Origin of the sequence: Onishia taeanensis (genome assembly GCF_013349955.1) — a bacterium.
GTDB classification, from domain to species: Bacteria; Pseudomonadota; Gammaproteobacteria; order Pseudomonadales; family Halomonadaceae; genus Onishia; species Onishia taeanensis_B.
This window is the reverse complement of record NZ_JABVXC010000001.1, coordinates 353,797-377,488: the sequence shown is the minus strand read 5'-3', so window position 1 is coordinate 377,488 and position 23,692 is coordinate 353,797. Positions and strand designations below refer to the sequence as shown.

Below are 23,692 nucleotides of genomic sequence, written 5' to 3'. Positions count from 1 at the left end.
TAGCTCCGCCGCATCACCTGCGTCATACGAAAGCCTGCCGATATCGGCAGGCTTTTTTGTTGCCTAATGTAATCTGGCTAAGGTTGACTAGGTATTAGGATCTAGATTACGGCCATACAAAATGGAGATGAAAAGCATAATGTGGAAGTACCGCGTTAGCGTGGCTATCAGCGGTATTGGTGGTGGCGCGGCTCTTATATGGCACCATGAGTGCTGAATAGAATGCGGAATTTCATTGACTTAGAGAGTCTTGTAAGCTGTTTTGGGAATAAAGATCAATGTGTAAATCAATGGCAACTGAAGGGGAGCCGGTAGACGAGACGGAATTGGCTACCCAGCTCAGCACGCGCGGCTTGGTTCGTACTATTGCGGATCGAGAGTTCCGGCGTCTAGACGATAACCGCTCTGCGTTGGTCGAAGCGCTCGCGGCTATATTGAACGCTACCGATGCGCCACCAATTGATCTCCATGTCGAAGATGCGCTGGCAGAGCTGGAGGGACGGCGCTTCTTCCTCGTCCAGCATGTTCTATGCGACCTGATACCTCTTCTGAATGTAGATCAGGAGGTCCTTCTTGCCTTCATCACGCGCTTGCTGGATTCAGGCGGCAACGATCTGGATACTGGCGCCCTGAGTACCGCTTTTGGGGAATGGACGAAGAAAGACGCAACCAGATCTTCCAAGGTTTACGAATCAGCACGTACCGGCGATAACCGTGCTCTGCGTCAACTATCCACGGTTCTCCTAATGAACGCTGATGTCGAGGAAGGCCTAATTTTCGCGCAAGCTCACGATCGGGAAGCGAAGCTCGCAGCCTTCTCGGCTTTAGGGGCCATGGAATTGGAGGAGCGCTACCATGAGGTACTCGACACACTAACCCAAGAAGCGTCCAGCGACGATGAGGATACTGCCCTTCGGTCCCTTGAAGCGGGCTACCGCGCTGCTGCAAAGCGAAAAGTATGCGCACCAGCCAGTGTCGACGAACAACTTGAACGCGTCCTTCAGACGCAGAGCCCATCTACGATTCACTTGGCGGCAGATCTCCTTTGGCGTTATCGAGAAGGCCTCACAGAGAACGTCATAGACCTGTGTCTCTATACCGTTGCAGATGTTGACCCAAACGATATTTTAACCATCTCGCACATTGATCATGCCTCATACCAACTTGTGAGAGATGGGCGTGCTGAACAGGTGATCCGACTACTTGGTGGGTTGATCGATCGTTCAAAGGGGAAGATTACGCTAGGTGCGTTCCAGAGTGCGTATCACGCGCTGACGCATGCAGGCGCTGAGGTGCTTGGTAGTGCGGTTGTGCACTGGCTGCTCAATGGAGGAGTACACACTCGTATATGCGTGGCGAATGAAGTGTGCAGTGTTGGGAGCGAGGATCCGCCCTTCTCAATCCCTACGTCGTCTCTGCCACCAGCCCCATCAGACCAGCTGTTTCTCTGTCGCAAGGCTGTCGGATGGTTCTTTATCGATCCGCTGGCAGCGGTCGCCATACCATTAGCGGTACTTCGCGATGGATCGCCTGATATCGCCAGTGACGTCCTCAATCTGATCTATGACTCCCTGCTCCTGAGCTATGGTGGCAAGTTGAAGAGCTACCTTGAACGCTACGTTGAGGACGGCGGAGCGAACGGCTCTGGTATTACTGAGCTGCTCGAACGAAAGGCTGCATTTGAGGATGCGCTGGAGGGGGTGGAACGTTTGGTTGAACTGCACCCCAGCGAAATGCAGCGTGAGGTAGAGCGTGCTCATTGGAACGAGAGGATGGAACGAGGCATGGAGCAGGAGAGTCGGGGGTCTATATTCGAGGATATCTTCACCAAGCAATACATCCTTTATGGTCGCTCTTCGCTGACACCGATTCATACTGGTGAGGGCGACACGAATCTCACCGAGATCGAGATGAAATCGTTCTCGGTCTCGTCCGAGTTGCCTCTCCGCAATATTGTTGACCCGGTCGGCCTCGACCAAATGCTTGTCCATTTCAAGCTTGAGCCGAGAGAACAACGATGAAACTTGTCGTGACACACTACCTGCGCTCGCTGCGCGAGCGCGACGAACTTGACGCTATTTTGCCTGACCTTCTGGCTGAGAGTGGATTCGAAGTTCTAACCCGGCCACGTCGTGGCACACGGCAAGCCGGTGTCGACGTCGCTGCAGTCGGCCCCAACCCTGATCGCAATGGCGCTCGAAGTCTGTTCCTGTTCACAATCAAGTCTGGCGATTTGACACGAGAGCATTGGGATACTGGTCAGCAGGCCGTGCGGCCGTCGCTGCACGAAGTTCTGGATGACTATATCCCGAATCGCATCCCACCCCACCTTACGGATCTGCCCATCGTCATTTGTGTCTGCATGGGTGGCGAAATGCGCGAGGATGTTCGTGCCCAGTGGAGCGGCTTCTGCCGGATGAACGAGAAGGGCAACGTTTACTTCGCCGAGTGGAATGGAGACCGCCTCGCGGATCTGATTCTAAGCGGCATGTTACGGGCAGAGTTAATCGAGAGCGAGAACCGGGGAGTGTTTCAGAAGGCGCTAGCGATGCTTGATCAGCCCGACGTCGCTTATCAGCATTTCCGTGACTTGATCGATGCCATCTTTACTGAGCCGAAGAACCAGACAGAGCGGACACGCCAGCTACGCAAAGCCTACTTGTGCCTTTGGATACTCTTCGTATGGGCTCGCGACGCTGGTAATCTCGAGGCAGCGTATCTAGCATCTGAACTGGTGCTGCTACGTAGCTGGCCATACTGCGATAATACCCGTCTACGCAAGGGGGCGACGCAAAAGGAGCGGCTGGCTCATTTCGATCAGATCGTGAAAACTCATATCCTTATTGCCAACCTTCTTCTCGTCGAGAAGATTGGGCCGTTTGCCGATAAAAAATACGCGCTTTCAATGGCCGTAAATTCTCGCAACCCGGTCGACATCAACATTGCTCTATTCGAGACACTGGGAAGGTTGTCTCTCCATGGGCTATGGTTGGATGCCATTAGTGTCTCGCAAGACGAGTCGTTTGCGCAGGCAATGCGTGAACGGTCAGATAAGGTGCTTGATATCACGATCGAGATGCTGAACTCGAACCCGGGCCTTACCGTTCCAGTTCGCGACGATTTCGCAATCGAACTAGCTCTTTTCATGCGTCTCGCAGACGTGCGCGGCCGTCTTTCCAGCGTTGCTGACTACGTCCGTTGTATGTCCGATTACCTTTGCAACGGGCTCTTGAGTCGCCAGCACTATCCGACACCGAAGACAGATTATCGAGATGTCCTAGTTCATCCTAGAGATCACAGTGATGCATACTTCGAAGAGAATACGCGAGCAGGAATTCTTTATACCTTCGTGCTTGCTTGGCTTGCGATGATCGGTGATAAGGAGCGCACAGAACGCTTGCGGAGTACGTTGCTTGAGCAGGCTCCGCATATGACCCACCAAATCTGGGTTCCTGATGAACGAACGGACGAAGTTTTCTGGGAAGGTGATCGAGATCACGGGTTGTCGGTACCAGGTCTGCCACTCAATGATTCACTAGAAGCCGTTTTAAGTCTAATTAATCGCGTGATGGAAGAGCATCCACTGGAGGAGCAGGTTAGCGCTGTTCGAACTCGCCTGACTCCAATCCTTCTCACGGCTTGCCGTCACTATCGAATGCCTGTGCCACCGCACGTTTGGCGAGGTCAGGGTCGTTCCGCACCGGACGCCGAGTAGGTTGTCGCCACGGAGCAAGCTATTTCCAAGAAGTCCTCGGTTCGCCTTAATTCAGCATAGAAGGCTTAAGCGCGGCGCTGAATCGCATGCCATCGGCCGCACGGAAGGCATGACGTATGACTAGGTGTATGGGCCCTAGTCATCGTGGTTGGTAGTAGTTGCATGTCCGGCCATTTAAAAACGTGTCGCCAACTTTGACCTCGCCGGGGCCACACAGGGGCGATAGCCTGAGCCCTGCAACACACTCACAGGAGATTACCTTATGGCAAACCAAAAGACCCGCGCGCAACTAAATGATCGTGCCGATACACTGAACCGCAATAAAGGCACAACTGGTCAAAACATCAAGAATGCCAAATCCAACGGGAACCACGGCAAGCAAATTAAAGAGAGTCGCACCTCTAACAAAAAATAACAGCAATGGGGACAGGGAAGTCCCCTAGAACCTAGGAAAGTGATGCCATGACTCGATACGCTCTACCTACCCTCGGTAGCTTGGTGAAAATTTTATTCGACATCACCGGGGTTCTGCCGCGAACCAAAGAAAATCAAAAGGGGCCAACCGGCTTTGCCGAAGAACAGAAGAAAACCATTCAGACCCGCCTGCAGCGATTGACGCAGGAGAAGGGCGAGCTACAGCCCAATGTTGAGGAGTTATTTACCCTGTTGGCGCAGTGCCTGGAACCCTATATCCGCTGTCCGGTACGTGAGCGTCAACTGACAGGCCTGATCAATGATTTGTATGGCCTATATGCGTCTCTGGTTACAACCCAAGGTACCTTCATGAGCAAGCGTGACTCTATCAGGTTCTTACTGGTGACTTACCTGGCTGACGAAGGTACGCGTTCCTTGACGAGGGAGTGGTTGAAATATTTGGGCTTCGTCGTTCAACCCATCCGGCCGTCGGATCCCTTCTGGTTCCTGCCAACCACAAAAGCAGGGCGCCAAGTATCGCCGCTTAGCAAGGTGCTTAACTGGGCCTATGAATCCTGCGGTCAAACCTTGGCGAACTTCCATAGACAACCCAGCTCCGAAGGACAAGACCCCAAAACCAACGAGTGGCAAAACGAGAAAACGGCTAGGAACTGGCATCAACGCGGGCACATCCCTTCTTTAGGGAACTTGCTGCAGAACCTGAAAGAATCGTTCAAGGTGCAGGAGGCTGTCGGTAACCCGATCGAAAAGCCGTTGCAAGATGCCATTATTACCCATGCGGCCCTTGCTAGAATGGCAACCATGGCTACTTCTCTTATTAGCCAAGCGTATGGCCAGGACTTCCTGGACGAACTCTGCGAGCAGATCCGTTTATATGTCAGCTGGATGAACGAGGAGCTTGAAGGCTTCTATCGGGAGTATGAGGCGCAGCTAAGCCAGATCGGCCCCGATCCAGATCATGATGCCCAAGTGCTATTGGGGCTGAAGATGGCACCTGATTTTTGGGCTTTCTTTGAGGCAAAACGCCAAAGCGCCGCGGAAGTTTTACGACATCATTCAAGTACGGCAGGCGAGCCTGATCCATTAATTGTGAATTGGAACGAGAGTAGATATGGCTCTTATGTGGCACAAGTGCCTGTGGATATCGTGTCTCGCTGGCGCCAACCTCCCCCCGTAGGTATTGTGCCTCTGATCAAGCGTGGCCTATCGAAGCGCAAGGATCCCGAGCTCAGTCCGGCGGTCATTGATGCGCTTGAGGAGGACATGAACCAGGCGGAGGTGGCTGAGCGACTCACCTGGCTTCTGCACTGGTTGCGTGGTGTTGTCTGTTATCGCGCCGAAGACTATGCGTCTGCTGCGACTCACTACCAGCAAGCGTTCGATGCTGCCAAGTACACAGCCGGTGAGTACCAGTACCTGCTCGTGAACCAATATATCGAAGTGATGGCAAAGACTCGCCAATGGCGGCTATTCAAGAAAGGCGTTCTGTGGGCCTGCTATCTCGGTGTATCGGTTCGCTGGCTTCGTGAAGACAAGCCCACCACAGACAACCTGAAAGGGGTCTACGAGCTTATGGGAATGAAGCAGCTTAATTACCCTGTTCTATGAAAAGGAGATCTGAACACATGGCCGGGTAGTAGGGAATGAATATTCCCTCAACTGCAGCCAAAGAAGAGCAGAAAATGCCAAGGTGCTGGAGGTGTAACCCCGCCGAAGGTGGTGACGATCTGTTCGTCCATTTCTCCGAGATTCAAGCTTGAAGGCTTTAAATCCCTGCAGGATGGTCAAGACGTCTCGTTTGACGTGACTCAGCGCAAGAAAAGCCTTCAGGCTTCAAACGTCCGGCTTCCTAACTTCCGGGTTAGTCTGCGCTGTCGAGCCGCAAGGCTTCGAGCACCAAAGCCCGCTTCGGCGGGCTTTGGTGTTTCTGCATGCCAAAAACGTGAGATTTCGCCTGACGTTGAGTTTTCAGCATCGCGATTTGCTACCTGCCTCACCCATCCCACCGTGCATTATGAACTTTCCTCCCTAACCGCCAGGGCCATACGGTATTAATGTCCCTGAGACCCCCGGCAGCAGTCGTGTGCTTTACTATCTTCACCTTTTATTGATGCAGGAGGCTTCCATGATCGGCGGCTTGATAGGACTACTGGATGACATCGCCGCATTGGCGAAGTTGTCCGCAGCATCACTGGATGATGTGAGTGCCGCCGCTGGGCGTGCGACGGCGAAGGCGGCCGGGGTGGTTGTCGATGATACGGCGGTGACCCCGCAGTACTTGCAGGGGGTAACGGCGGAGCGTGAACTCTCGATCGTGAAGAAGATCGCGCTGGGGTCGATCCGCAACAAGCTGGTTTTTATCCTGCCGGTGGCCTTGCTGCTGAATCACTTTTTGCCTTTTCTACTGCCGATCATCCTGATGGTGGGGGGTACCTATCTGGCCTTTGAGGGCGCGGAGAAGGTCTGGCACAAGCTCTCCGGGGAGCAGGATGACGACAAGCCGTCGGTTGAAAAGGGGCCGGAGGCCGAGAAAAAGATCGTCGGCAATGCCATTCGGACCGACCTGATTCTGTCCGCCGAGATCATGGTGATCGCGCTTTCCGCCGTCTCCCATCAGGGATTCTGGTCACAGCTGGCGAGCCTGGTGGTGGTCGCGTTTTTCATCACCATTCTGGTGTATGGCGTGGTGGCGCTGTTGATCAGGATGGATGATCTCGGCCTGAAGCTCGCCCAGCACGATAGTTCGGGCATTCAGACGCTGGGCCGGAGTCTAGTGACTGCCATGCCCAAGGTGCTAGCGGTCATCTCGGTGGTGGGCACCGTCGCCATGCTCTGGGTGGGCGGGCATATCCTGCTGGTCAACCTGGGTGCCGATGGCACGGGCTGGTTCAACGCGCCCTATGCGTGGGTCCACCATGTCGAGCAGGGCATCGCCGAGGCAACCGGTGGCCTCGGCGGCATGCTGGGCTGGAGCTTCAATACGCTGTGCTCTGCGTTGATCGGCTTTCTGGTGGGCTCGGTCGTCGTGGGCGTGCTGCACTTCATCCCCTCCAGGGAGACACAGACCGAATAGGTACGAGTCGCGAAGTACGTCATCAGGCCTCATATAGCCCGCCATCAGGAGGGTTTTTGTTGTGTCGAGCTGCGCTCGCAACGGGATTATACCTCAAGGTCGGCTTACTCTTGCTTGGTGGCTTTTGCCACATGCTGCCAGAACCTGTTCAAGGGTCGGTTGGTTGCTAGCGAGTTTGGAGCGACCAGTCCGAATCTCCGGTCTATCGATGGTGCCAACGGCAGCGCGCGCACCCCCTTTCTATCCGCCGGTAGTATGGATTCCGGCACTATTGCGATGCCCATACCCTCGCGTACTAACGCGCAGGCGCTAGCCCAGTCGCGTACAGTCACTTGAATATCCGCTAATTCCAATCCCGCATCTCGAGCCAAGCTCTGGCCATTCACAGTGCAGCCGCCAGTGGCGTGAATGAACGGCTGTGTGGCGATTTCAGCGAAGTCGACACCTTGCGTAGACGCGCGTCGCGCCAACGGATGGGAAGTGGGTGTCAGGACTACCCAAGAATCGCGACCGAGTATCAAGGCTTGACGGTCCGGTGTGGGATTCAACACCACACCGAGGTCGATGGCGCCACTGGCTAACCACGCCTCAACTTCTTCATCGGTACCTTCCAGGGCTACGACCTCGATACCAGGGTGGCGCTGACGGAAGGTGGTCAGTAGGGGAGGGAGTTGATTCGAGATGACCGAGGGAAAGCTACCTAGACGGATACGACCGCTACCAAGCCCTTCTTGCTCGTCAGCCAAGCCGTGGATTGCTTCGAGACTCGCCAACATGGAACGGGCGTGCGCGATTACCGGTTCACCAAAGGCGGTCACACTGATTCCCCCGCGCGAACGGGTGAACAGCTTTGCTCCCAGCGTCTTTTCCATCTGAGCGATGGCCTGGCTGGCGCCGGACTGGGTCATGCCGACCCTTTCGGCGGCCCGCGAGATGGCGCCCGCGTCCGCAACAGCGACAATCAAGCGCCAGTGGACGAGATTCATCATGGGAGTAGCTCAGCTAATGGTTACTTGTTGGAGGATTAATTTTACAGGTAGTCGAGCGAGAAGCACCCTCGATAGGTCCATGTCGATTGTCAGCGTGGTCTATCAACAGGAGGAACTGCCATGAAGCTCTATTACGCGCCCAACACCTGCTCGCTCTCGCCCCATATCGTTCTACGTGAGCTGGGTTTGCCCTTCGAACTGGTGCGCGTGGATAACCGCCATAAAACGACGGAGACGGGGGAAGACTTTCTTGCCATCAATCCGAAAGGGTACGTCGCGGCACTGGCATTGGAAGACGGCTCGGTACTGACTGAAGGCCCGGCCATACTTCTGTATCTGGCCGATCTATCATCGCAGACGGCGCTCGCGCCACCCGCCGAAAGTTGGGAGCGATATCGGCTCCAGGAATGGCTGGCATTCATCAACAGTGAGATTCACGCTGGCCTGGCGCCGCTGTTCAACGAGAGGTTGCCTGAAACGGCCTGTGCTCTCTTCCGCGACAAAATATTCAAGCGCTTTGACTATCTCGAAAGCGTGTTGAGTAACCAAAGTTACTTGATGGGCGAGAGCTTCGGTGTCGCGGACGCTTATCTCTATACGGTCACTGGGTGGTGCCGCTTCTTCGGTATTGCGCTTGCCCCATGGCCGACGCTGGCGAGCTATGTGGAGCTGATCGGAGACAGGCCGGCAGTGCGGGCGGCACGGCAAGCGGGGGGCACCTAGTTGGTGTTGCTGGAGAACGTCTTCAGCCGCATTATCAATGAGACCAGCGTCGTCTCCCGCGTGACCTACGACGTCAGCAGCAAGCCGCCCGCGACGATTGAGTGGGAGTGAAAGCCAGGCTTTGCTAGTCTATCAAGCCCGCCAAATAAGGCGGGCTTTTGCTATCTACCTCAATAGGGCTGGCTCATGGGTAACAGTGAACTGATCCTCTACCGAACCGATGATGGGCGTAGTGCGGTATATCTACACGCCGAGGACGGGAGCGTATGGCTGACCCAGGCTGAGCTGGCCGAACTGTTTGCGACGACGAAGCAGAATGTAAGCTTGCACGTTCGTAACATACTGAAAGAAGGCGAGTTATCTCGAGAGTCAGTTGTCAAGGTTTCCTTGACAACTGCCTCTGACGGGAAGCGTTATAAAGTCAACTGGTATAGCCTGTCGATGATCTTGGCAGTGGGATATCGGGTGCGCTCGCCGCGAGGAACACAATTTCGTCAATGGGCCACAGCCAATCTCAGCGAATACCTGATCAAGGGCTTCGTCATGGATGATGAGCGTTTGAAAGAGCCGGGTGGCTGGGATTATTTCGATGAATTGCTGGCACGTATACGCGATATCCGTGCCTCGGAAAAACGCTTCTATCAGAAGGTTCGCGATCTATTCGCCCTGAGCAGTGACTATCACACCGATGATAGTGATGCTCACCGCTTCTTTGCTGAAGTGCAGAACAAGCTGCTGTATGCCGTCACTGAGCAAACCGCAGCCGAAATAGTAGTGAGTCGTGCCAATCCAGAAGAGCCCAATATGGCACTCACCACTTGGCAAGGCGCGCGAGTGCGTAAGCAGGACGTGACCATAGCCAAGAATTATCTGTCCGCTGACGAGGTCGATACGCTTAATCGCTTGGTGGTGATCTTTCTGGAGCAGGCCGAGTTGCGTGCCAAGGAGCGTAAGGATCTCACGCTGGATTACTGGCGCCGTAATGTTGACCGGCTGTTGGATTTTAGTGAACGGCCTATTCTGGATGGGGCCGGCACTATCAGTGCCCAAAGAGCTAAAGCTATCGCCCATGAGCGCTATGGCCAGTTTGACTCTCACCGCCGCCAGGCAGAGGCCTTGGAGGCTGATGAAGAAGACCTGAAAGATCTGGAAGCGCTTGAAGAACAGATTAAACGCAATCGTGACAAATAAAGCTGTTTGTCATGTATTGACGAGCCGCTGTTTAGAGATCAGCGATGCCGTTAGCAGTCTATTTTGAAAGATAGGTAACCATTCCCACCAGCGCCACGACCCCCGCACCCACTGACAGCATGTCGAGCGGTACCTGCATGGCAAGGGCTAGGCCGCCGATTGAAGCGCCGATAGCACTTCCCGAATAAAGCGCGGATTCGTTTAATGCCACTGCCAGGTTGCCGTCGCCTTGGGCTTCGCGGGCTTTCATCAGCTCATTATCCTGCGATACCTGTAATCCCCAGCCCACGGCGCCCCAGAGCGCGATAGGGATCAGTGCCAGCTAGGGATTGATTCTCAGTAGCAGCGGTAGCGCGATCGGCACTCCACCCAACAGCAGCATGATGGCGAAGGTGAGCCTGGGGCCGGAGAAGCGGTCGAACAGGGCGCCGCGCTATTCAAGCTCCAGGTTGCCATCGTATTCAATGCACCTAGGCTCATTAGTCACGGGATCAATGAACTCGAAGCCCTTGGAGAGCAGCTGCAAGGGGCGCGTGTAGTCATCCGGGGAGAGCGGCTGCAGCACCGGGTAGTAGCGGTCATTCAGGATCGGCCAGCCGAGTGACTGCATGTGCACGCGTAGTTGGTGGCGGCGCCCGCTGACGGGATGCAATTCGAACAGCGCCTGAGTATCGGTCTGCTGCACGCAGCGAATCACCGAATGGCTGTTGGCATCGCCCTCGCTGACCCGCATGCGAAAGCGCTGCTCGCTTGGCTCGATGCGATTCTTTACGTCCCACTGCTGACCCACCAATGACGTATCGCCGTCTATCTCGGCGATGGCCTGATAGGTCTTGTGGATATGCCGTGACTTGAATAGCTGATGATACAGCGCGCGGGTCTCGGGATTGAGGGAGCACAGCACCAGTCCTGCCGTGACCCTATCCAGGCGGTGCACTGCCTGTAGCGACTCGATGCCCGTGCTTTTGCGCAGGCGCTGCTGCAGACACTCGTTCACGTAGCGCCCGCCGGGCGTAACGGGCAGAAAGTGCGGTTTGTAGGCCACCAGAATGTGCTCATCTCGATAGAGGATCTTCTCTGCGAAGGGAATGCTCGGCTCGCTTGCCACTTCGCGGTAATAGAACACGCGGAGATGTGGCTTGAAGGGCGACGCCGGCGTAATCCAGGAGCCGTCATCACGGTGCACCTTGCCGGTGGCCATGCGTTCACGCCATGTCGCCTCACCGATGGCCGGAAACTTGAGCAGCAGATACTCCAGCACCGTCGACACACCGGGATTGACCTGAGGCAGGCTCAGCTTCGAAGGGCGTGCGGAAATGGTCATGGAATGCATCACAGGTCGGGAAGGGCTGGGTGAACAAGGGGTGAGACAACCTTACCCTCTAGGCGGTCGCCTAGTGTAACTGAGAGAAGAGTTCGTGTCGGGCTAGGCATCAAAGGGCTGAGTGATGCGGCCAATCTGCTGGCAGCGGGGCTCGAGCCGATTCTGTTCGAGTCCCGCGAGCAGGAGGGCAGGATGAGCGACGAAACTCTCAATCAAACGATGGTCCGCGACTTGCTACAGGTGTAGAAGCAACGCTCGCGCTATACCAGCGAGAACAACGGGATAACGAACCACCTCAAAGATGAGGGCACGCGATACCCCGTGTATTCGTCTGCCTCATTAGCCAAACCTGCACGCCCAATCCCAGCAGCGCCACAGCACCCGCGCCCACTGACAGCATGTCGACCGGTACCTGCATGGCAAGTGCCAGGCCGCCGGCTGATGCGCCGATAGCACTGCCCAAATACAGCGCCGATTCGTTCAACGCCACCGCCAGGTTGCCGTCGCCCTGGGCTTCGCGGGCTTTCATCAGTTCATTATTCTGCGGTACCTGTAGCGCCCAGCCCACGGCGCCCCAGAGCGCGATGGGGAGTAGTGCCAGCCAGGGATTGATTCTAAGCAACAGCGGTAGCGCGATTAGTGCGCCCCCCAACAGCAGCATGATGGCGAAGGTGAGCTTTGGCCCTGAAAAGCGGTCGACCAGGGCGCCGATCAGGAAGCTGCCGAGCACGCCGCCTATGCCCCACACCCACAGCGAGAGGGTTACCGAGTTTTCGCCATGTGCGCTGATCAGTGGCGCGATGAAGGTATACATGCCCAGGCTGGCGATGGCGGCCAGCAGGGAGATGCCGAGCAGGCCGATGACCTTGCGGTCGATCAGGATGGAGAGCTTACGGTGCATCGGTACCACCTGGGCGGCGGGTATCGCCGGTAGGCGGAAGATTAGGCCGACCAGCGTCACCAGCCCGATCAGGGCGATCAGCCATAGGGCGGCCTGCCAGCCCCAGTGCTCTGCCAGTATCAGGCCGAGCGGCACGCCGAGCACGGTGCCACTGGCCATGCCGCCCATGATGATCGAGATTGTTTTGCCGCGTTCGGCCGCTGGCGCAACGCTGACGGCCGCCGCAATGCCGATGGCGAGATAGGTGCCGGCCGCCATGCCGGCCAGAACTCGCCATGCCATCAGAGCGACAAGGCTGGTCGACAGGGCGCTGGCTGCATTGGCGATGACGAATAGCCCCTGCATCAAGAAGAGCCCGCCACGCTGCCGGTGGGCGGGCAGCAGGGCGACACAGAGTGGCGAGCCGAGCCCGTAGGCCAGTGTGAAAGCGGTGACGAGTTGCGCGGCCACCGAGACGGAAACCGCAAAGTCGGCCTGGATCATCGGGATCAACCCGGCGGTGACGTAGGAAGCCATGCCCAGGGCGAAGGCGCCGGTGGCGACAAGGTAGGTCGTGCTGCGTGAAGCCTGTGTCATGCGTACGTTTCCTTTTTTCTAAAAGGCGTAATCAAGCGGAAAGTACGCGCAGTCTGCTGCTAGTATGAAGGGGTTACAATTTAACCTCTTATGCTATTACTAAAGGCAACAGCATGGCTCAGGAACGAACCCTCGTCCGGACCCGGCATGAGCTTGCCGACTTTCTACGCACGCGGCGCGAGCGGGTATCGCCGGAATCGGTCGGGCTACCTGCGGGCACGCGGCGGCGAACACCGGGGTTACGGCGGGAAGAGGTGGCGGCGCTCGCGGGTGTCGGGGTGACCTGGTACACCTGGCTGGAGCAGGGACGGGAGATTGGGGTGTCCTCCACCTTTCTGGACAACCTGGCCAAGGCGTTGCAACTGGACGCTTCAGAGCGGCGCCATCTGTTTTTTCTGACCCATCAGCGTCCGCCGGTCGAGCCGGGCAAGACCTGGTGCCAGGTGCCGCCCTTGGTCAAACGCCTGATGAATGACCTGTCGTCGCGGCCAAGCTACGTGCTGAACCTGCGCTGGGATGTCCTGGCCTGGAACGAGGCGGCAGACCGCGTATTCAACTTCGCGGCGCAACCGGCGGAGTATCGCAACCTACTGTGGATGCTTTTTGTCGATCCCGACCTGCGGCGGATATTTAGCGATTGGTCGACTCAGGCGCCACGGATGCTGTCCAGTTTTCGGCGTGACCATGCCCGCGCGGAAAACGACCCGGCCATTGATGCCCTGGTGGCCGAACTCAAGAAGATCGCGCCGGAATTCAGACAGTGGTGGCAACAGCACGACGTTCACGCACCCTGCGAGGGGCGCCGGTCGTTGGGTATCGAAGGGCTCGGCGAGGTCGGCTTCGAGCACACCAGCCTGATCGTCGATGAGGGGCGGCATCTGCGGCTGGTGGTGTATGCCGTGCAGGAGGCGGACCCTCAAGCTGAGGCGTTCGCGCGTTGGGTAAGTGGCGAAAAGCCAGGAAGCTAGAGGGAGCACCTCACTGCTGAGTTCCGGCGTATCTCGTTGGCTGGCCTCTGGATCTTTTCTTCAGGCTAATAGTATTTACAGTGCTTTAGACACCCCAAATTGGTTTTTTCTAAAGGGTTGTGTGGTTACTTCTTTAATAAAGTGCCAATATAGGTGTTATGAAGGCCGAAAAATCACAAAAGTTAAAGAGAGTTCTTGAGGCAGTTCCGGCAGGGTTTTTGGTTGATGCTCGGTGGCTTACGGCACAAGGGCTCGCTTATGAAACCTTTCGCGACTACGTCAAGCGTGGCTGGCTGGAACGGGTCAGCCGCGGTGTCTTTAGACGCCCCGCGCCTCAGGGCCCTCTGTCAGAGCCGATCAACTGGAAAACATGTCTATTGTCCATGCAGCAGATCATGGGCTATGGCGTTCACGTCGGAGGCACGACGGCGCTCGATCAGCAGGGCTATGCGCATTATTTGCGCTTGGGCCATCATGCAACGGTCTGGGTCTATGGTGATGTGATACCGAACTGGCTCGTTAAGTTGCCACTCAATGCCCCGGTCGTGACCCGCCGTAGATCGTTATTCGACGACCCGACACTGGGTGTGGTCAGTGACTCAGCCGCTGGCGAGAGCCATTTGCCATGGGATTGGGCAATGACGATATCGGCGCCCGAACGAGCGATTCTGGAGGCCATGGACGAATTGCCCGATCAAGAGAGTTTTCATAATCTCGACATGGTGTTCCAGAGCCTGACGACGCTGCGTCCGAAGCTACTAACGGCACTATTGCACAGCTGTAATAAGGTCAAGGTCCGGCGCCTATTCTTCGTCTTTGCCGATCATCACGATCACCCCTGGCGCAAGCGTCTCAATCCCGCTGATTTCAATCTCGGGAGTGGCGATCGCGCGTTGGTCAGCGGCGGTAGGATACACCCGCGCTATCGCATCATGGTGCCTGATGAATTCATTAGCGGGGAGATCAGCGATGGCGGTTGAACGATATGCGGCGCAAGTCGCGCTTTTAGTGCGCCTGCTCCCGCACGTCGCTAAAGAGACAGTATTTGCCCTGAAGGGTGGTACAGCCATCAACCTCTTCTATCGTGATCTGCCGCGGCTTTCGGTTGATATCGACCTGACTTATTTGCCCATTAAGGGCAGGGAAGAGAGCCTTGCCGAGATAAATGAATCGATGGACCGCATCGCTGCCAGCATTGAAGGCGGCATCACGGGGGTCAACACACAACGTATTCTGGGCGGTGGCGGCGGTTCCACTCGTCTTATTGCCCGTTTGGACGGTGTCGAGATCAAGATCGAAACATCGCCAGTTACGCGTGGCGTCGTGCATGAACCGGAAACTCGGGTCGTCTCTGAAACGGTGGAGGATCAGTTCGGCTATGCGGAAATCCAGGTCGTGTCCTTCGAAGATTTGTTCGGTGGCAAATTGCATGCGGCCTTGGATCGTCAGCATCCACGTGATCTCTATGACGTTAGACAACTCTACGAGAACGAGGGCCTGACGGAAGATCTGTTTCGCACCTTTCTGGTTCATATTGCGGGGTCGTCGAGGCCTATCCATGAGCTTCTGAACCCCAACCTGCTCAATCTCGATCAGCCTTATTCGCAGGAGTTCACAGGCATGACCCGGATGCCGGTGAGTCTTGGTGAGCTGCTAAATACCCGCGAACGGCTGGTGGGTGATATCCAGTCCCGCTTGGATGAAAGTACCAAGCAGTTCCTATTAAGCCTGCACGACGGCATGCCCGACTTCTCTGCAATAGACCGTCCTCTTGCTTCGGATTTACCCGCCGTGCGCTGGAAGCTCTTCAATCTCAAGAAGTTGAAGAACGACAACACGACCAAGCACGCTGAGCAACGCACTGCACTGGAAGCGTTGTTCGGTAGTGGGATAGCCCGGTGACATCTTTCTTGGTGTGTCGTTAGCGCTCAGGTAGTAAGCCGCCGGCGATAATTGAGTGGGAGCGATCGCGTAAGGCGTGCCAGTAACGCTTGATTCGACTGCTTCGCGTCAAAGCCTGCCCTGACCGGCAGGCTTTTTTATTGCCAAGTGCTTGTTAGTTAAGGCTAACTCAAGGGTGGCCTAGGTAGAGGGACTCTCCTGAGGCCATACGCCTGACCAATCAACAACCTGATAGAGATGCAATGAAGCGCAATATACTCGCCGTGTTGGTTACGCTATCCAGTTTGCCTGTCTGTGTGAGTGCCAAGGATGCGCCCGCCAGCCCCCCCCGATGTGGCCGACCGCGTCATCGAACAGCAGCGTGAGATGCTCAAAGAGAGCACCGAGGGCGCTGGGTTCGGCCCGCAGTCACCCCGTGATATCGACTCGAGCGCCGGAAACAACCCGGTGGCTTTCAGCGCTGCTCCTCCCGCCCAGGCGATGAATCTGTGCAACATTCACTTCCACAAGAATGCCGAGCACAAGGGCGGGGAGTTTACCGAGTACGCCGGCAATGGCGATGGTCATGGTTATCACAGTGGCTATCGCTATGCGGGCGACTTCAGTGAGTCAGAGCTTAGGCCTGTCAGCGAGGCGGTGTGTCCAAGCGAGCATGGCAACCTCGTGCCGGGTGACACCATCGAAGTGCATTACGTTTACTCGACGGCCCAGGTCGAGCCGGGTCCGACGCTGGGCGCGTGCATGAATGCAGCCAACAAGAACCCGCAGTTACGCGTAGAGACGCAGGTGTACGCGCTGGTCAGCGACAACGCCGCCCGGAACTTCGGCGAACTGACCGAACACGGAATGCAAGACGGCCTGCACCAGGCGTTGAATATCCCCGCCGACACCGGCGAGCCGGTGCAATATGCGGGCTCGACGACGGGGCCGGCATATAATGAGATCGGGTCGCCCTTTCAGGTCACCTGGAACGTTCGCCCCGAGGTCACCAAGGTGAATATCCACTCCGTGGGACAATGGTGCCAAGGCAATGTCTTCGCGGAAGATCATGCTCACGGGGTGAGGAACCTGGTGGTTAACCCGGACCTGCTGTCACCGCTTTCAAGATAGTTGCATGAATCAGCGTTGCTGGTGAAACGCTTTGCCGGGCATGTTGCGTCAGCGCTTCGTTGATTCGAGAGCGTATTCCTTTATATCGCCGCTGAGCCAGGCTGGCCGCGGGCATAGGTGGGTATCCCATCGCACAGGATAAGGCGCGTATGAAGACAAAGGGTCTATGGCGACGGTGGCTAGTGGCCGTGGTGGCGCTGACGTTATCCAGCGTGGCGATCGCTCAAACGTCCAGCGAAGACAGCGAGGAAACCCGCTGGTTCGTCGTCGATTCGCTCAACGTGGGACTGGATGCGCCACCCGAGGCGGTGGAGCGCGTCACGCCTCGGCAGTCGATCCGGAGTTTTCAGGCGTTGACCGAAAAGGAAGACTTCGCGGCGGCGGCCCATGTCCTTAACCTTTCTGATGTGCCCCCAGCGGAGCAACAGCAGCAGGGGGCCCAGTTGGCCCGACAGCTGGCCGAAGTGCTCAAGCGTGGCGAGTTGCTGCAGGTGTCCGACCTCTCCGGGCGCCAGGATGCCGCCATTGAAGACGCATCGGGGAAGAACACCCAGGCCGGCAAGCCGCGTCGCAACCTGAAGCTGGCATCGCTGAAGGCCAATGGCGAAACCTATGACATTCGCTTGGGCCGGTACCGGGTAGACGACGAGGAACCGGTGTGGCTGGTCATGCCGGAGAGCGTGTCATCGGTTCCGGTGCTCTATGAGCGATACGGCCCTTCCTGGGTCGAAGCCTATATCCCGAAGCGCTTCAAGGCCTCGTTCGGGGTGCTCAAGATTTGGGAGTGGATCGCCATCCCGGTGTTTCTGATGACCGTGGGGCTGGTGGGGTACGGCATCTTCGGCCTGGCCGGGATCGCGACACGCTGGCTACCGTCCGGTGCGCCCAGCATTTTCGTCAGCCGCATCAAGGTGCCCCTGGCGCTCATCGCCATGTCGCTGATCACCCAGGTGCTGCTCAACTATGTGGTCTCGTTCTCGGCCGTGGCCACCACCTCCTTCCGGGTGCTGCTGATCGCCATACTGGCCTGGGGAGCCGGCACGGTGGCGATTCGCCTCGTCGATACCCTGATGCTGAAGATGATTCGTCGTCTGACGGGGCAGATCGATGACACCAAACCCAAGGATGAACGCAAATTCCTGACCACGCTCTATGCCCTGCGCCGGATCATCATCCTGATCTCGGTCACCGCCGTTACCATCTATGTTCTCAGTCAGATCCAGCTCTTCGAGACGCTAGGGCTGTCCCTGCTGGCGTCGGCCAGTGTGCTGACGGTGCTGGTGGGTATCGCCGGCCAGGCGGTGCTTGGCAATATCATCTCCTCGTTCCAGCTGTCGCTGGCCAAGTCCATCCGCATCGGCGACCTGGTGCAATTCGAGGGTGAGTGGTGCTATGTGGAAGGCATCTTCTACACCTTCATTCGCCTGCGGGCCTGGAACGAGCGGCGCTTGATCGTGCCGGTCACCTACTTCATCTCCCGGCCCTTCGAGAACCTCTCGGTCAAGAGCACCAAGGAATACAGGTGTCTGGAAATCCCCCTGCACCTAAGCGCCGATATCGAGTGTCTGAGAGAAAAATTCCTGGAGTTCGCGCAAGCGGAAGACAACGTCATCGAGCATCACAAGCTATCGTGTTACGTGACGGGACAAGTCGAGATGGTCCAGACGATCACCTGCTTCCTGATGACCTCAGACCCCCACAGTGGCTGGGTCGCGGAAATGAATGTGCGCGAGAAGATGATGGCCTTCATTCGCGATCGCCACCCCGAGTGGTGGCCGAGATCGGCGATGGTCATCAGCCGTCACGATATCGCGGGCGATGACAAGCCCGAGCCTGCGGCCGACAAGGACGCCGAACCGCCTCGCTGAGGGCTAGTGGCATGATGCTCTAGCCCTGGGTGCCACCCGGAATGCTGGCCGAGAAGCTGGCCGTTACACAGTGCGAGGTGTTCAAGCGTGCGCGCGGCGCGCCCTGGCCAGGTGGCGAAGAAAGCAGCAGGCGGCGCCAGGGGCGTGAGGGTGGCAGGTCGCTGCCGGTGCCGTGGTGGGGAATGTTATCATCGCCGCCGTAGAGCATGACTGAGCGCTCGAGCATCGCTCGCCGCTGGCCGACAGGAGCCCGCCATTCGGCGGGTTCTTTGTGTTCGCGGGGCCGGTCAGCTCCGCCAGCAAGCCACAAGCAAGCGTGACTCAGCTTGCGTAAGGCATTCATCATCAGTCGGTGAGGCAAGACATGAACACCATCCCCTTTCAGGCGCTGGCCTGCCCGCTGGACGGCGACTTGTTGCACAGGAGCGGCAGCACCTGGCGCTGCGGCGTCGGCCACAGTTTCGATATCGCCAAGCAGGGCTATGTGCACCTGCTGCCGGTGCAGAAGAAGCGCTCCCACGATCCCGGCGACAGCAAGGAGATGGTGGCGGCGCGTCAGCGTTTCCTGAATGCCGGCCACTACCGGCCGATTGCCGAGGCCGTCAGCCGGGTCGCGCTGAGCCACTTGGAGAACGATGTGCCTCGCGATGATGCTGGCATTGCCTCCCCAAGCTGCCTGGATGCCGGCTGCGGTGAAGGCTATTACCTGCGCGAGCTGGCCAAGGCCTGGGGTGAGGCAACAGGCGAAACGACAGGTGATGGGCAAAGCCTGGCGCAACTGGGTGTGGATATCTCCAAGTGGGCGGTGCTCGCCGCCGCCAAGCAAGGCAAGCAGGCAGGCCAGCAAGCCAGCTGGGTGGTGGGCAGCAACGCTAACCTGCCGGTGCAGCCCGGCACGCTGGATGTCGTGCTGTGCATGTTCGGCTTTCCTGTGTACCCGGAGTTCGCTCGCGTGCTGAAGCCAGGCGGCGCGCTGCTGATGGTCGAGGCCGGGCCGGATCACCTGCGCGAGCTGCGCGAGATCATCTACCCGAGCCTGAAACCCGAGCGCGAGGAAGGTACTCAGGCGCCGGAAGGGTTCACGGCCTTGGCCACAGAGAGTATTCGCTATTCGCTCGAGCTTGAGGGCGTCGATGCCATCGCCGATCTGCTGGCAATGACCCCGCACCTGCACCGCGCCAGCGCGGAGGGCCGCGAGAAGGCCGCGGCGCTGGAGGCGCTGACCGTTACGGTGGATGTGCGGTTGTCTCGGCTGGGGCGCGCTGGTGAGGGCTGAGGTAGATTCCGGCGCGAAACTATCGCACGCTATATTTTTGTCACAGGTTGATAGCAAGCTAACGTGCCCCCACCTAGGTGGGTAAACCAAATCATTTGATACCGTCATTTGATATCGTCATCCGATACCGAGGAGCGCTTCATGAGCCAAGGCAACGAGTACGTTCCACCGAAGGTTTGGACCTGGGAAAAGGCTAGCGGCGGTACCTTTGCCAGCACCAACCGGCCCATCGCCGGGCCGACTCATGACAAGGAGCTGCCGGTCGGCAAGCACCCCTTCCAGCTCTATTCCATGGGCACGCCCAACGGTGTGAAGGCCACGGTGATGTTCGAGGAGCTGCTGGCGCTTGGCCACAAGGATGCCGAGTACGATGCCTGGCTGATCCGCATCGGTGATGGCGATCAGTTCGGCAGCGGCTTCGTGGAGATCAACCCGAACTCGAAGATTCCGGCGCTGCTGGATCACAGCACCGCGCCCGCGACCCGGGTCTTCGAATCCGGCGCCATCCTTTTGTATCTCGCCGAGCGCTTCGGTGAGTTCCTGCCGGATAGCCTGACGGCTCGCACCGAGACCTTGAACTGGCTGTTCTGGCAGATGGGCAGCGCGCCCTTCCTGGGCGGCGGCTTCGGTCACTTCTACGCCTATGCGCCGGAGAAGCTCGAGTACCCGATCAACCGCTATGCCATGGAGACCAAGCGTCAGCTCGACGTGCTGGACCGTCGCCTGGCGGAGTCCGAGTACCTGGCCGGGGATGAGTACACCATCGCCGATATCGCCAACTGGGCCTGGTACGGCCAGCTGGTGCTGGGTCGGCTGTATGACGCCGCTGAGTTCCTGCAGGTGCAGGAATACACCCACGTGCTGCGCTGGGCCAAGCAGATCGATGAGCGCCCGGCGGTCACTCGCGGGCGGATGGTCAACCGCACCTTCGGCGAGCCGGAGATGCAGCTCCACGAGCGCCACGACCCAAGCGATTTCGAGTTGAAGACCCAGGACAAGCTCGAAAGCCAAGGCTAGGACTAGGACTAGGGGCCAGCGCTGCCGGCCGCGATGATCGCGCGGCAGCCAAATGGCCTTTGAATCATCCAGCGCCCATGAGGAATGCCTTGTGGGCGCTGTCCTGTTGGTGGCTTTGCCAATTTTCACCCCTGGGCGAGGTTAACCGTTAACAATACCGACCACCGCCGCCGGCAGTGAGCATCACGGCTGGTTGAGGGCTCGGGAGGAACGTCATGATGGGAGCTAGGTTATGAAAGCGCTGCTGCGCACCTATATGGAGGCATCGCTGATTCTTCGCGTCAGCATCGCGCTGGTGCTGGGTGTGGTCGTTGGCCTGCTGGGTGGTCAGGACGCCGCCCAGTGGCTGGCGCCCTTTGGTGAGCTGCTGCTGCGGCTCTTGAAGTTTCTGATCGTGCCGATCGTGCTGTTCACGCTGATGGTCGGCATCAACCAGGCGCCGCTTGGCAGTACGGGGCGTTTGGGTCGTAAGCTGTTCGGCTACTACGTGGTGACCTCGGCGCTGGCGATCATGGTCGGGCTGGCGGTGGCGACCTTCTTTGCCCCCGGCAGCGGCATGACGCTGGATGAAAGCGCCCAGGTCAGCGTGCCCGATAACCCGGGTATCGCCAACGTGCTGCTGAACATCGTGCCGGATAACATCGTCGCGGCGTTCGTCGATGGCAACCTGCTGGGCATCATCTTCACGGCGATGGCATTCGGCATCGCGCTGTTGATGCTGCGCAACTCCGATAGCCACGCCGCGCTCGGCGAGCGGCTGTATGGCGTGATCGAGGCACTGAACGAAGTGACCCTCAAGGTCATGTCCGGCGTGCTCCATTATGTGCCGATCGGCGTGTTTGCGATCGTTGCCAAGACGGTCGGCCAGCAGGGCATGGAAACGCTGCTGTCGCTGGGTGACATGGTGGCGGTGCTCTACATCGCGCTGGCGGCGCAGCTGGTCGTCTACGGGGTGTTGATGAAGCTGTTCGGCGTTCGGTTGCGCGCCTTCTTCCGCGAGGCCCGCACGCCGATGGCCACGGCCTTCGCCACCCAGAGCAGCTCCGGCACGTTGCCGTTGACGCTGAATGCCTCACGTCGCCTCGGCCATGCGCGCAGCCTGTACGGCTTCAGCCTGCCGCTGGGGGCGACCATCAACATGGATGGCGCGGCGATTCGCATCGCGATTTCGGCGGTGTTCGCGGCCAATGTGATCGGCGCGCCGCTGGATCTGATCAGCATGGCCCAGATCGTGCTGATCGGTACCCTGACCTCGATCGGGACCGCCGGGGTGCCGGGGGCCGGTATCGTGATGATCGCGACGGTCTTCGCTCAGGTGGGGCTGCCGATCGAAACAGTGGCGCTGTTGGCCTCCATCGATGCCCTGGTGGGCATGGGCTGCACCGCGCTCAACGTCACGGGGGATCTGGTCGGCACCTCGATCATTTCCCGGACGGAAGACAAGCATACTGCCCAGCCCGAGGCGTCGGCCTCAACGGCCTAAGGGCGGGCTATTCGGCTCCTGGCCTCTAGATAGACGCTGGGAGCCCCCGTCACCCGGTGGAACTGCCGCCTGGCGGAGGGAACTGGCGGAGGGAAGAAGCGCCGATACAGGGCGCTTACTTCCAGCCCATCCGCCAGGTCTCGTCATCCTTGAGCGCCTGCCAGGGCAGGGTGAATTCCCGGCGGGTGAGCACGGCTTCCAGTACCACCTGCACCACCTTTTCTTCCTCGTCGCGCACCAGCTTGGTCACCATGAAGTGCTTTTCCTTGTGCTTGGGCGCAACGGCGGTCCACTTGCTTTGCTGAAGCTTTTCGGGGTTGATCCTGTGCATCGGTGCTGCACTCCTGCGTTTTTCTGTCTTGAACAGGCGGTTTCGCCGTATCCAAAAACGCCCCCTGACGCTGTGGTCGGGGGGCGTAATGTCTCAATTGATAGAAAGGCATGGCCTCACGTAGACAGGCCGTCATCCTGCGGCTGCTGGTTCAGCGGCCGGGCGGGGAAGTGGCGATTCAACTTGCCGATCTGATAGAGGTCACTCAGATAATTGTCGGCTCTGGCAATCAAGTGCGTGAACAGGATCAGCGCGTAGATCAGCAGCATCAGGATCGATTCATCATGCATCCAGGCTGCCGGTACATCGTAGCCGATGGAGTAGACGCTAAGGCCCCCCAGGAACAGGGCCAGCAGGCAGTTGATGATGATGAGGGCGATAGCAACGCCCCGTGAGTCCTTCGTCGGCGGGTTGGTCGTGATGCCGAAGGGATGACGAATACGGATCTTGCCGTTGCAGGTGATGTTGCTTTTCCGGCGCAGCAGCGGTTCCACGTTGGGGAGCTTGTCGCCTTGAGAGAAGGCGGCCAGCGCTATCCGCGGGTCGAAGTCGCTACCGAAGAAGGCCTTCACACCTTTGATGAATCCCGTTGATGAGCCGGTTTCGCGGTATTCCTTGGCCTGATGCGCCAGGTCTTCAATTTCCTGCCCGCCGATGCGTGCCCGTTTCTCTTCGTCAGCGAAGTTCTGGCTATGATAGATGTCATACAGCTGATAAACGGCAATCGAAACGCCGGCATAAATCAGGAAGAAGATCAGAATACTCAGCATGTCACTAGGCTCCTTATGCGCTGACACATCACTGTGATGA

The 23,692-nt window shown here is 58.0% G+C and carries 22 protein-coding genes and 2 pseudogenes; 17 read left to right on the top strand and 7 right to left on the bottom strand.

Annotation, left to right across the window (positions count from 1 at the left end):
• Positions 1 to 290 precede the first annotated feature (290 nt).
• The 6 genes and pseudogenes from HUS66_RS01735 to HUS66_RS01710 all read left to right on the top strand — a co-directional run bounded on the left by HUS66_RS01735 (position 291) and on the right by HUS66_RS01710 (position 7,223).
• Positions 291 to 2,021 (top strand): hypothetical protein, encoded by a 1,731-nt coding sequence (locus HUS66_RS01735; RefSeq protein WP_175069439.1) that lies wholly within the window; start codon positions 291 to 293, stop codon positions 2,019 to 2,021.
• Positions 2,018 to 3,715, top strand: a complete 1,698-nt coding sequence (locus HUS66_RS01730; RefSeq protein ID WP_175069241.1) for a hypothetical protein — start codon at positions 2,018 to 2,020, stop codon at positions 3,713 to 3,715. The genes HUS66_RS01735 and HUS66_RS01730 overlap by 4 nt, the downstream gene beginning before the upstream one ends.
• Positions 3,716 to 3,977: 262 nt before the next feature.
• Positions 3,978 to 4,130 carry a hypothetical protein gene (locus HUS66_RS01725; RefSeq protein WP_175069240.1) on the top strand — a complete coding sequence of 51 codons (153 nt, stop codon included), beginning with the start codon at positions 3,978 to 3,980 and terminating at the stop codon, positions 4,128 to 4,130.
• Positions 4,131 to 4,177: 47 nt separating this feature from the next.
• Positions 4,178 to 5,758 carry a hypothetical protein gene (locus HUS66_RS01720; protein WP_175069239.1) on the top strand — a complete coding sequence of 527 codons (1,581 nt, stop codon included), beginning with the start codon at positions 4,178 to 4,180 and terminating at the stop codon, positions 5,756 to 5,758.
• A gap of 95 nt (positions 5,759 to 5,853) precedes the next feature.
• A pseudogene (locus HUS66_RS01715) lies at positions 5,854 to 5,995 on the top strand (cold shock domain-containing protein); the annotation flags it as partial.
• Positions 5,996 to 6,275: 280 nt separating this feature from the next.
• Positions 6,276 to 7,223 carry a DUF808 domain-containing protein gene (locus HUS66_RS01710; RefSeq protein WP_175069238.1) on the top strand — a complete coding sequence of 316 codons (948 nt, stop codon included), beginning with the start codon at positions 6,276 to 6,278 and terminating at the stop codon, positions 7,221 to 7,223.
• A 104-nt stretch (positions 7,224 to 7,327) separates the two neighbouring features.
• Here the strand turns inward: HUS66_RS01710 and HUS66_RS01705 are convergent, their stop codons facing one another.
• On the bottom strand, positions 7,328 to 8,212 hold the full coding sequence (locus tag HUS66_RS01705) for a LysR family transcriptional regulator (protein WP_175069237.1): 885 nt from the start codon (positions 8,210 to 8,212) through the stop codon (positions 7,328 to 7,330).
• A 120-nt stretch (positions 8,213 to 8,332) separates the two neighbouring features.
• On the opposite strand from HUS66_RS01705, the gene gstA reads away from it, so the two are divergent.
• From gstA to HUS66_RS01690, 3 genes and pseudogenes are all read left to right on the top strand, one after another.
• Entirely contained in the window at positions 8,333 to 8,935 is a 603-nt protein-coding gene (gene gstA, locus HUS66_RS01700) for a glutathione transferase GstA (RefSeq protein ID WP_175069236.1), read from the top strand.
• A gap of 6 nt (positions 8,936 to 8,941) precedes the next feature.
• A pseudogene (locus tag HUS66_RS17910) lies at positions 8,942 to 9,046 on the top strand (hypothetical protein); the annotation flags it as partial.
• A 75-nt stretch (positions 9,047 to 9,121) separates the two neighbouring features.
• Positions 9,122 to 10,126, top strand: a complete 1,005-nt coding sequence (locus HUS66_RS01690) for a virulence RhuM family protein (RefSeq protein ID WP_175069235.1) — start codon at positions 9,122 to 9,124, stop codon at positions 10,124 to 10,126.
• A gap of 58 nt (positions 10,127 to 10,184) precedes the next feature.
• On the opposite strand, the gene HUS66_RS01685 is transcribed toward HUS66_RS01690, so the two are convergent.
• The 3 genes from HUS66_RS01685 to HUS66_RS01675 form a co-directional block, all read right to left on the bottom strand.
• Positions 10,185 to 10,376: a hypothetical protein gene (locus HUS66_RS01685; protein WP_175069234.1), complete on the bottom strand. Its 192-nt coding sequence runs from the start codon at positions 10,374 to 10,376 to the stop codon at positions 10,185 to 10,187.
• 183 nt (positions 10,377 to 10,559) lie between these two features.
• Positions 10,560 to 11,450, bottom strand: a complete 891-nt coding sequence (locus HUS66_RS01680) for a pseudouridine synthase (RefSeq protein WP_175069233.1) — start codon at positions 11,448 to 11,450, stop codon at positions 10,560 to 10,562.
• Positions 11,451 to 11,745: 295 nt separating this feature from the next.
• On the bottom strand, positions 11,746 to 12,927 hold the full coding sequence (locus HUS66_RS01675; protein ID WP_175069232.1) for an MFS transporter: 1,182 nt from the start codon (positions 12,925 to 12,927) through the stop codon (positions 11,746 to 11,748).
• Positions 12,928 to 13,040: 113 nt separating this feature from the next.
• Between HUS66_RS01675 and HUS66_RS01670 the strand changes: the two genes are divergently transcribed.
• The 5 genes from HUS66_RS01670 to HUS66_RS01650 all read left to right on the top strand — a co-directional run bounded on the left by HUS66_RS01670 (position 13,041) and on the right by HUS66_RS01650 (position 18,775).
• Positions 13,041 to 13,895: a helix-turn-helix transcriptional regulator gene (locus HUS66_RS01670; RefSeq protein WP_175069231.1), complete on the top strand. Its 855-nt coding sequence runs from the start codon at positions 13,041 to 13,043 to the stop codon at positions 13,893 to 13,895.
• A 158-nt stretch (positions 13,896 to 14,053) separates the two neighbouring features.
• Positions 14,054 to 14,875, top strand: coding sequence for a type IV toxin-antitoxin system AbiEi family antitoxin domain-containing protein (locus tag HUS66_RS01665; protein WP_175069230.1), 822 nt, complete (start codon positions 14,054 to 14,056; stop codon positions 14,873 to 14,875).
• The gene (locus HUS66_RS01660) at positions 14,865 to 15,797 is read left to right on the top strand and encodes a nucleotidyl transferase AbiEii/AbiGii toxin family protein (protein WP_175069229.1); all 933 of its coding nucleotides are present in this window, start codon (positions 14,865 to 14,867) and stop codon (positions 15,795 to 15,797) included. Before HUS66_RS01665 ends, HUS66_RS01660 begins: the two co-directional genes overlap by 11 nt.
• A gap of 309 nt (positions 15,798 to 16,106) precedes the next feature.
• The gene (locus tag HUS66_RS01655) at positions 16,107 to 16,907 is read left to right on the top strand and encodes a delta-class carbonic anhydrase (RefSeq protein WP_175069228.1); all 801 of its coding nucleotides are present in this window, start codon (positions 16,107 to 16,109) and stop codon (positions 16,905 to 16,907) included.
• Positions 16,908 to 17,056: 149 nt separating this feature from the next.
• Complete coding sequence (locus HUS66_RS01650) at positions 17,057 to 18,775, top strand: mechanosensitive ion channel family protein (protein WP_175069227.1); 1,719 nt, start codon at positions 17,057 to 17,059, stop codon at positions 18,773 to 18,775.
• 19 nt (positions 18,776 to 18,794) lie between these two features.
• Here HUS66_RS01650 and HUS66_RS01645 read toward each other — a convergent pair whose 3' ends face one another.
• Positions 18,795 to 19,001 (bottom strand): hypothetical protein, encoded by a 207-nt coding sequence (locus HUS66_RS01645; RefSeq protein WP_175069226.1) that lies wholly within the window; start codon positions 18,999 to 19,001, stop codon positions 18,795 to 18,797.
• A gap of 138 nt (positions 19,002 to 19,139) precedes the next feature.
• Between HUS66_RS01645 and HUS66_RS01640 the strand changes: the two genes are divergently transcribed.
• The 3 genes from HUS66_RS01640 to HUS66_RS01630 all read left to right on the top strand — a co-directional run bounded on the left by HUS66_RS01640 (position 19,140) and on the right by HUS66_RS01630 (position 22,551).
• Positions 19,140 to 20,051 carry a putative RNA methyltransferase gene (locus tag HUS66_RS01640; RefSeq protein ID WP_175069225.1) on the top strand — a complete coding sequence of 304 codons (912 nt, stop codon included), beginning with the start codon at positions 19,140 to 19,142 and terminating at the stop codon, positions 20,049 to 20,051.
• A gap of 141 nt (positions 20,052 to 20,192) precedes the next feature.
• Positions 20,193 to 21,068 (top strand): glutathione-dependent disulfide-bond oxidoreductase, encoded by an 876-nt coding sequence (yghU, locus tag HUS66_RS01635; protein ID WP_175069224.1) that lies wholly within the window; start codon positions 20,193 to 20,195, stop codon positions 21,066 to 21,068.
• 232 nt (positions 21,069 to 21,300) lie between these two features.
• Complete coding sequence (locus HUS66_RS01630; protein ID WP_175069223.1) at positions 21,301 to 22,551, top strand: dicarboxylate/amino acid:cation symporter; 1,251 nt, start codon at positions 21,301 to 21,303, stop codon at positions 22,549 to 22,551.
• Between the two features lie 115 nt (positions 22,552 to 22,666).
• Here the strand turns inward: HUS66_RS01630 and HUS66_RS01625 are convergent, their stop codons facing one another.
• Together HUS66_RS01625 and HUS66_RS01620 are read right to left on the bottom strand one after the other, a co-directional pair.
• Entirely contained in the window at positions 22,667 to 22,882 is a 216-nt protein-coding gene (locus tag HUS66_RS01625; RefSeq protein WP_175069222.1) for a TIGR02450 family Trp-rich protein, read from the bottom strand.
• A 116-nt stretch (positions 22,883 to 22,998) separates the two neighbouring features.
• Complete coding sequence (locus HUS66_RS01620; protein WP_175069221.1) at positions 22,999 to 23,652, bottom strand: hypothetical protein; 654 nt, start codon at positions 23,650 to 23,652, stop codon at positions 22,999 to 23,001.
• Positions 23,653 to 23,692 lie beyond the last annotated feature (40 nt).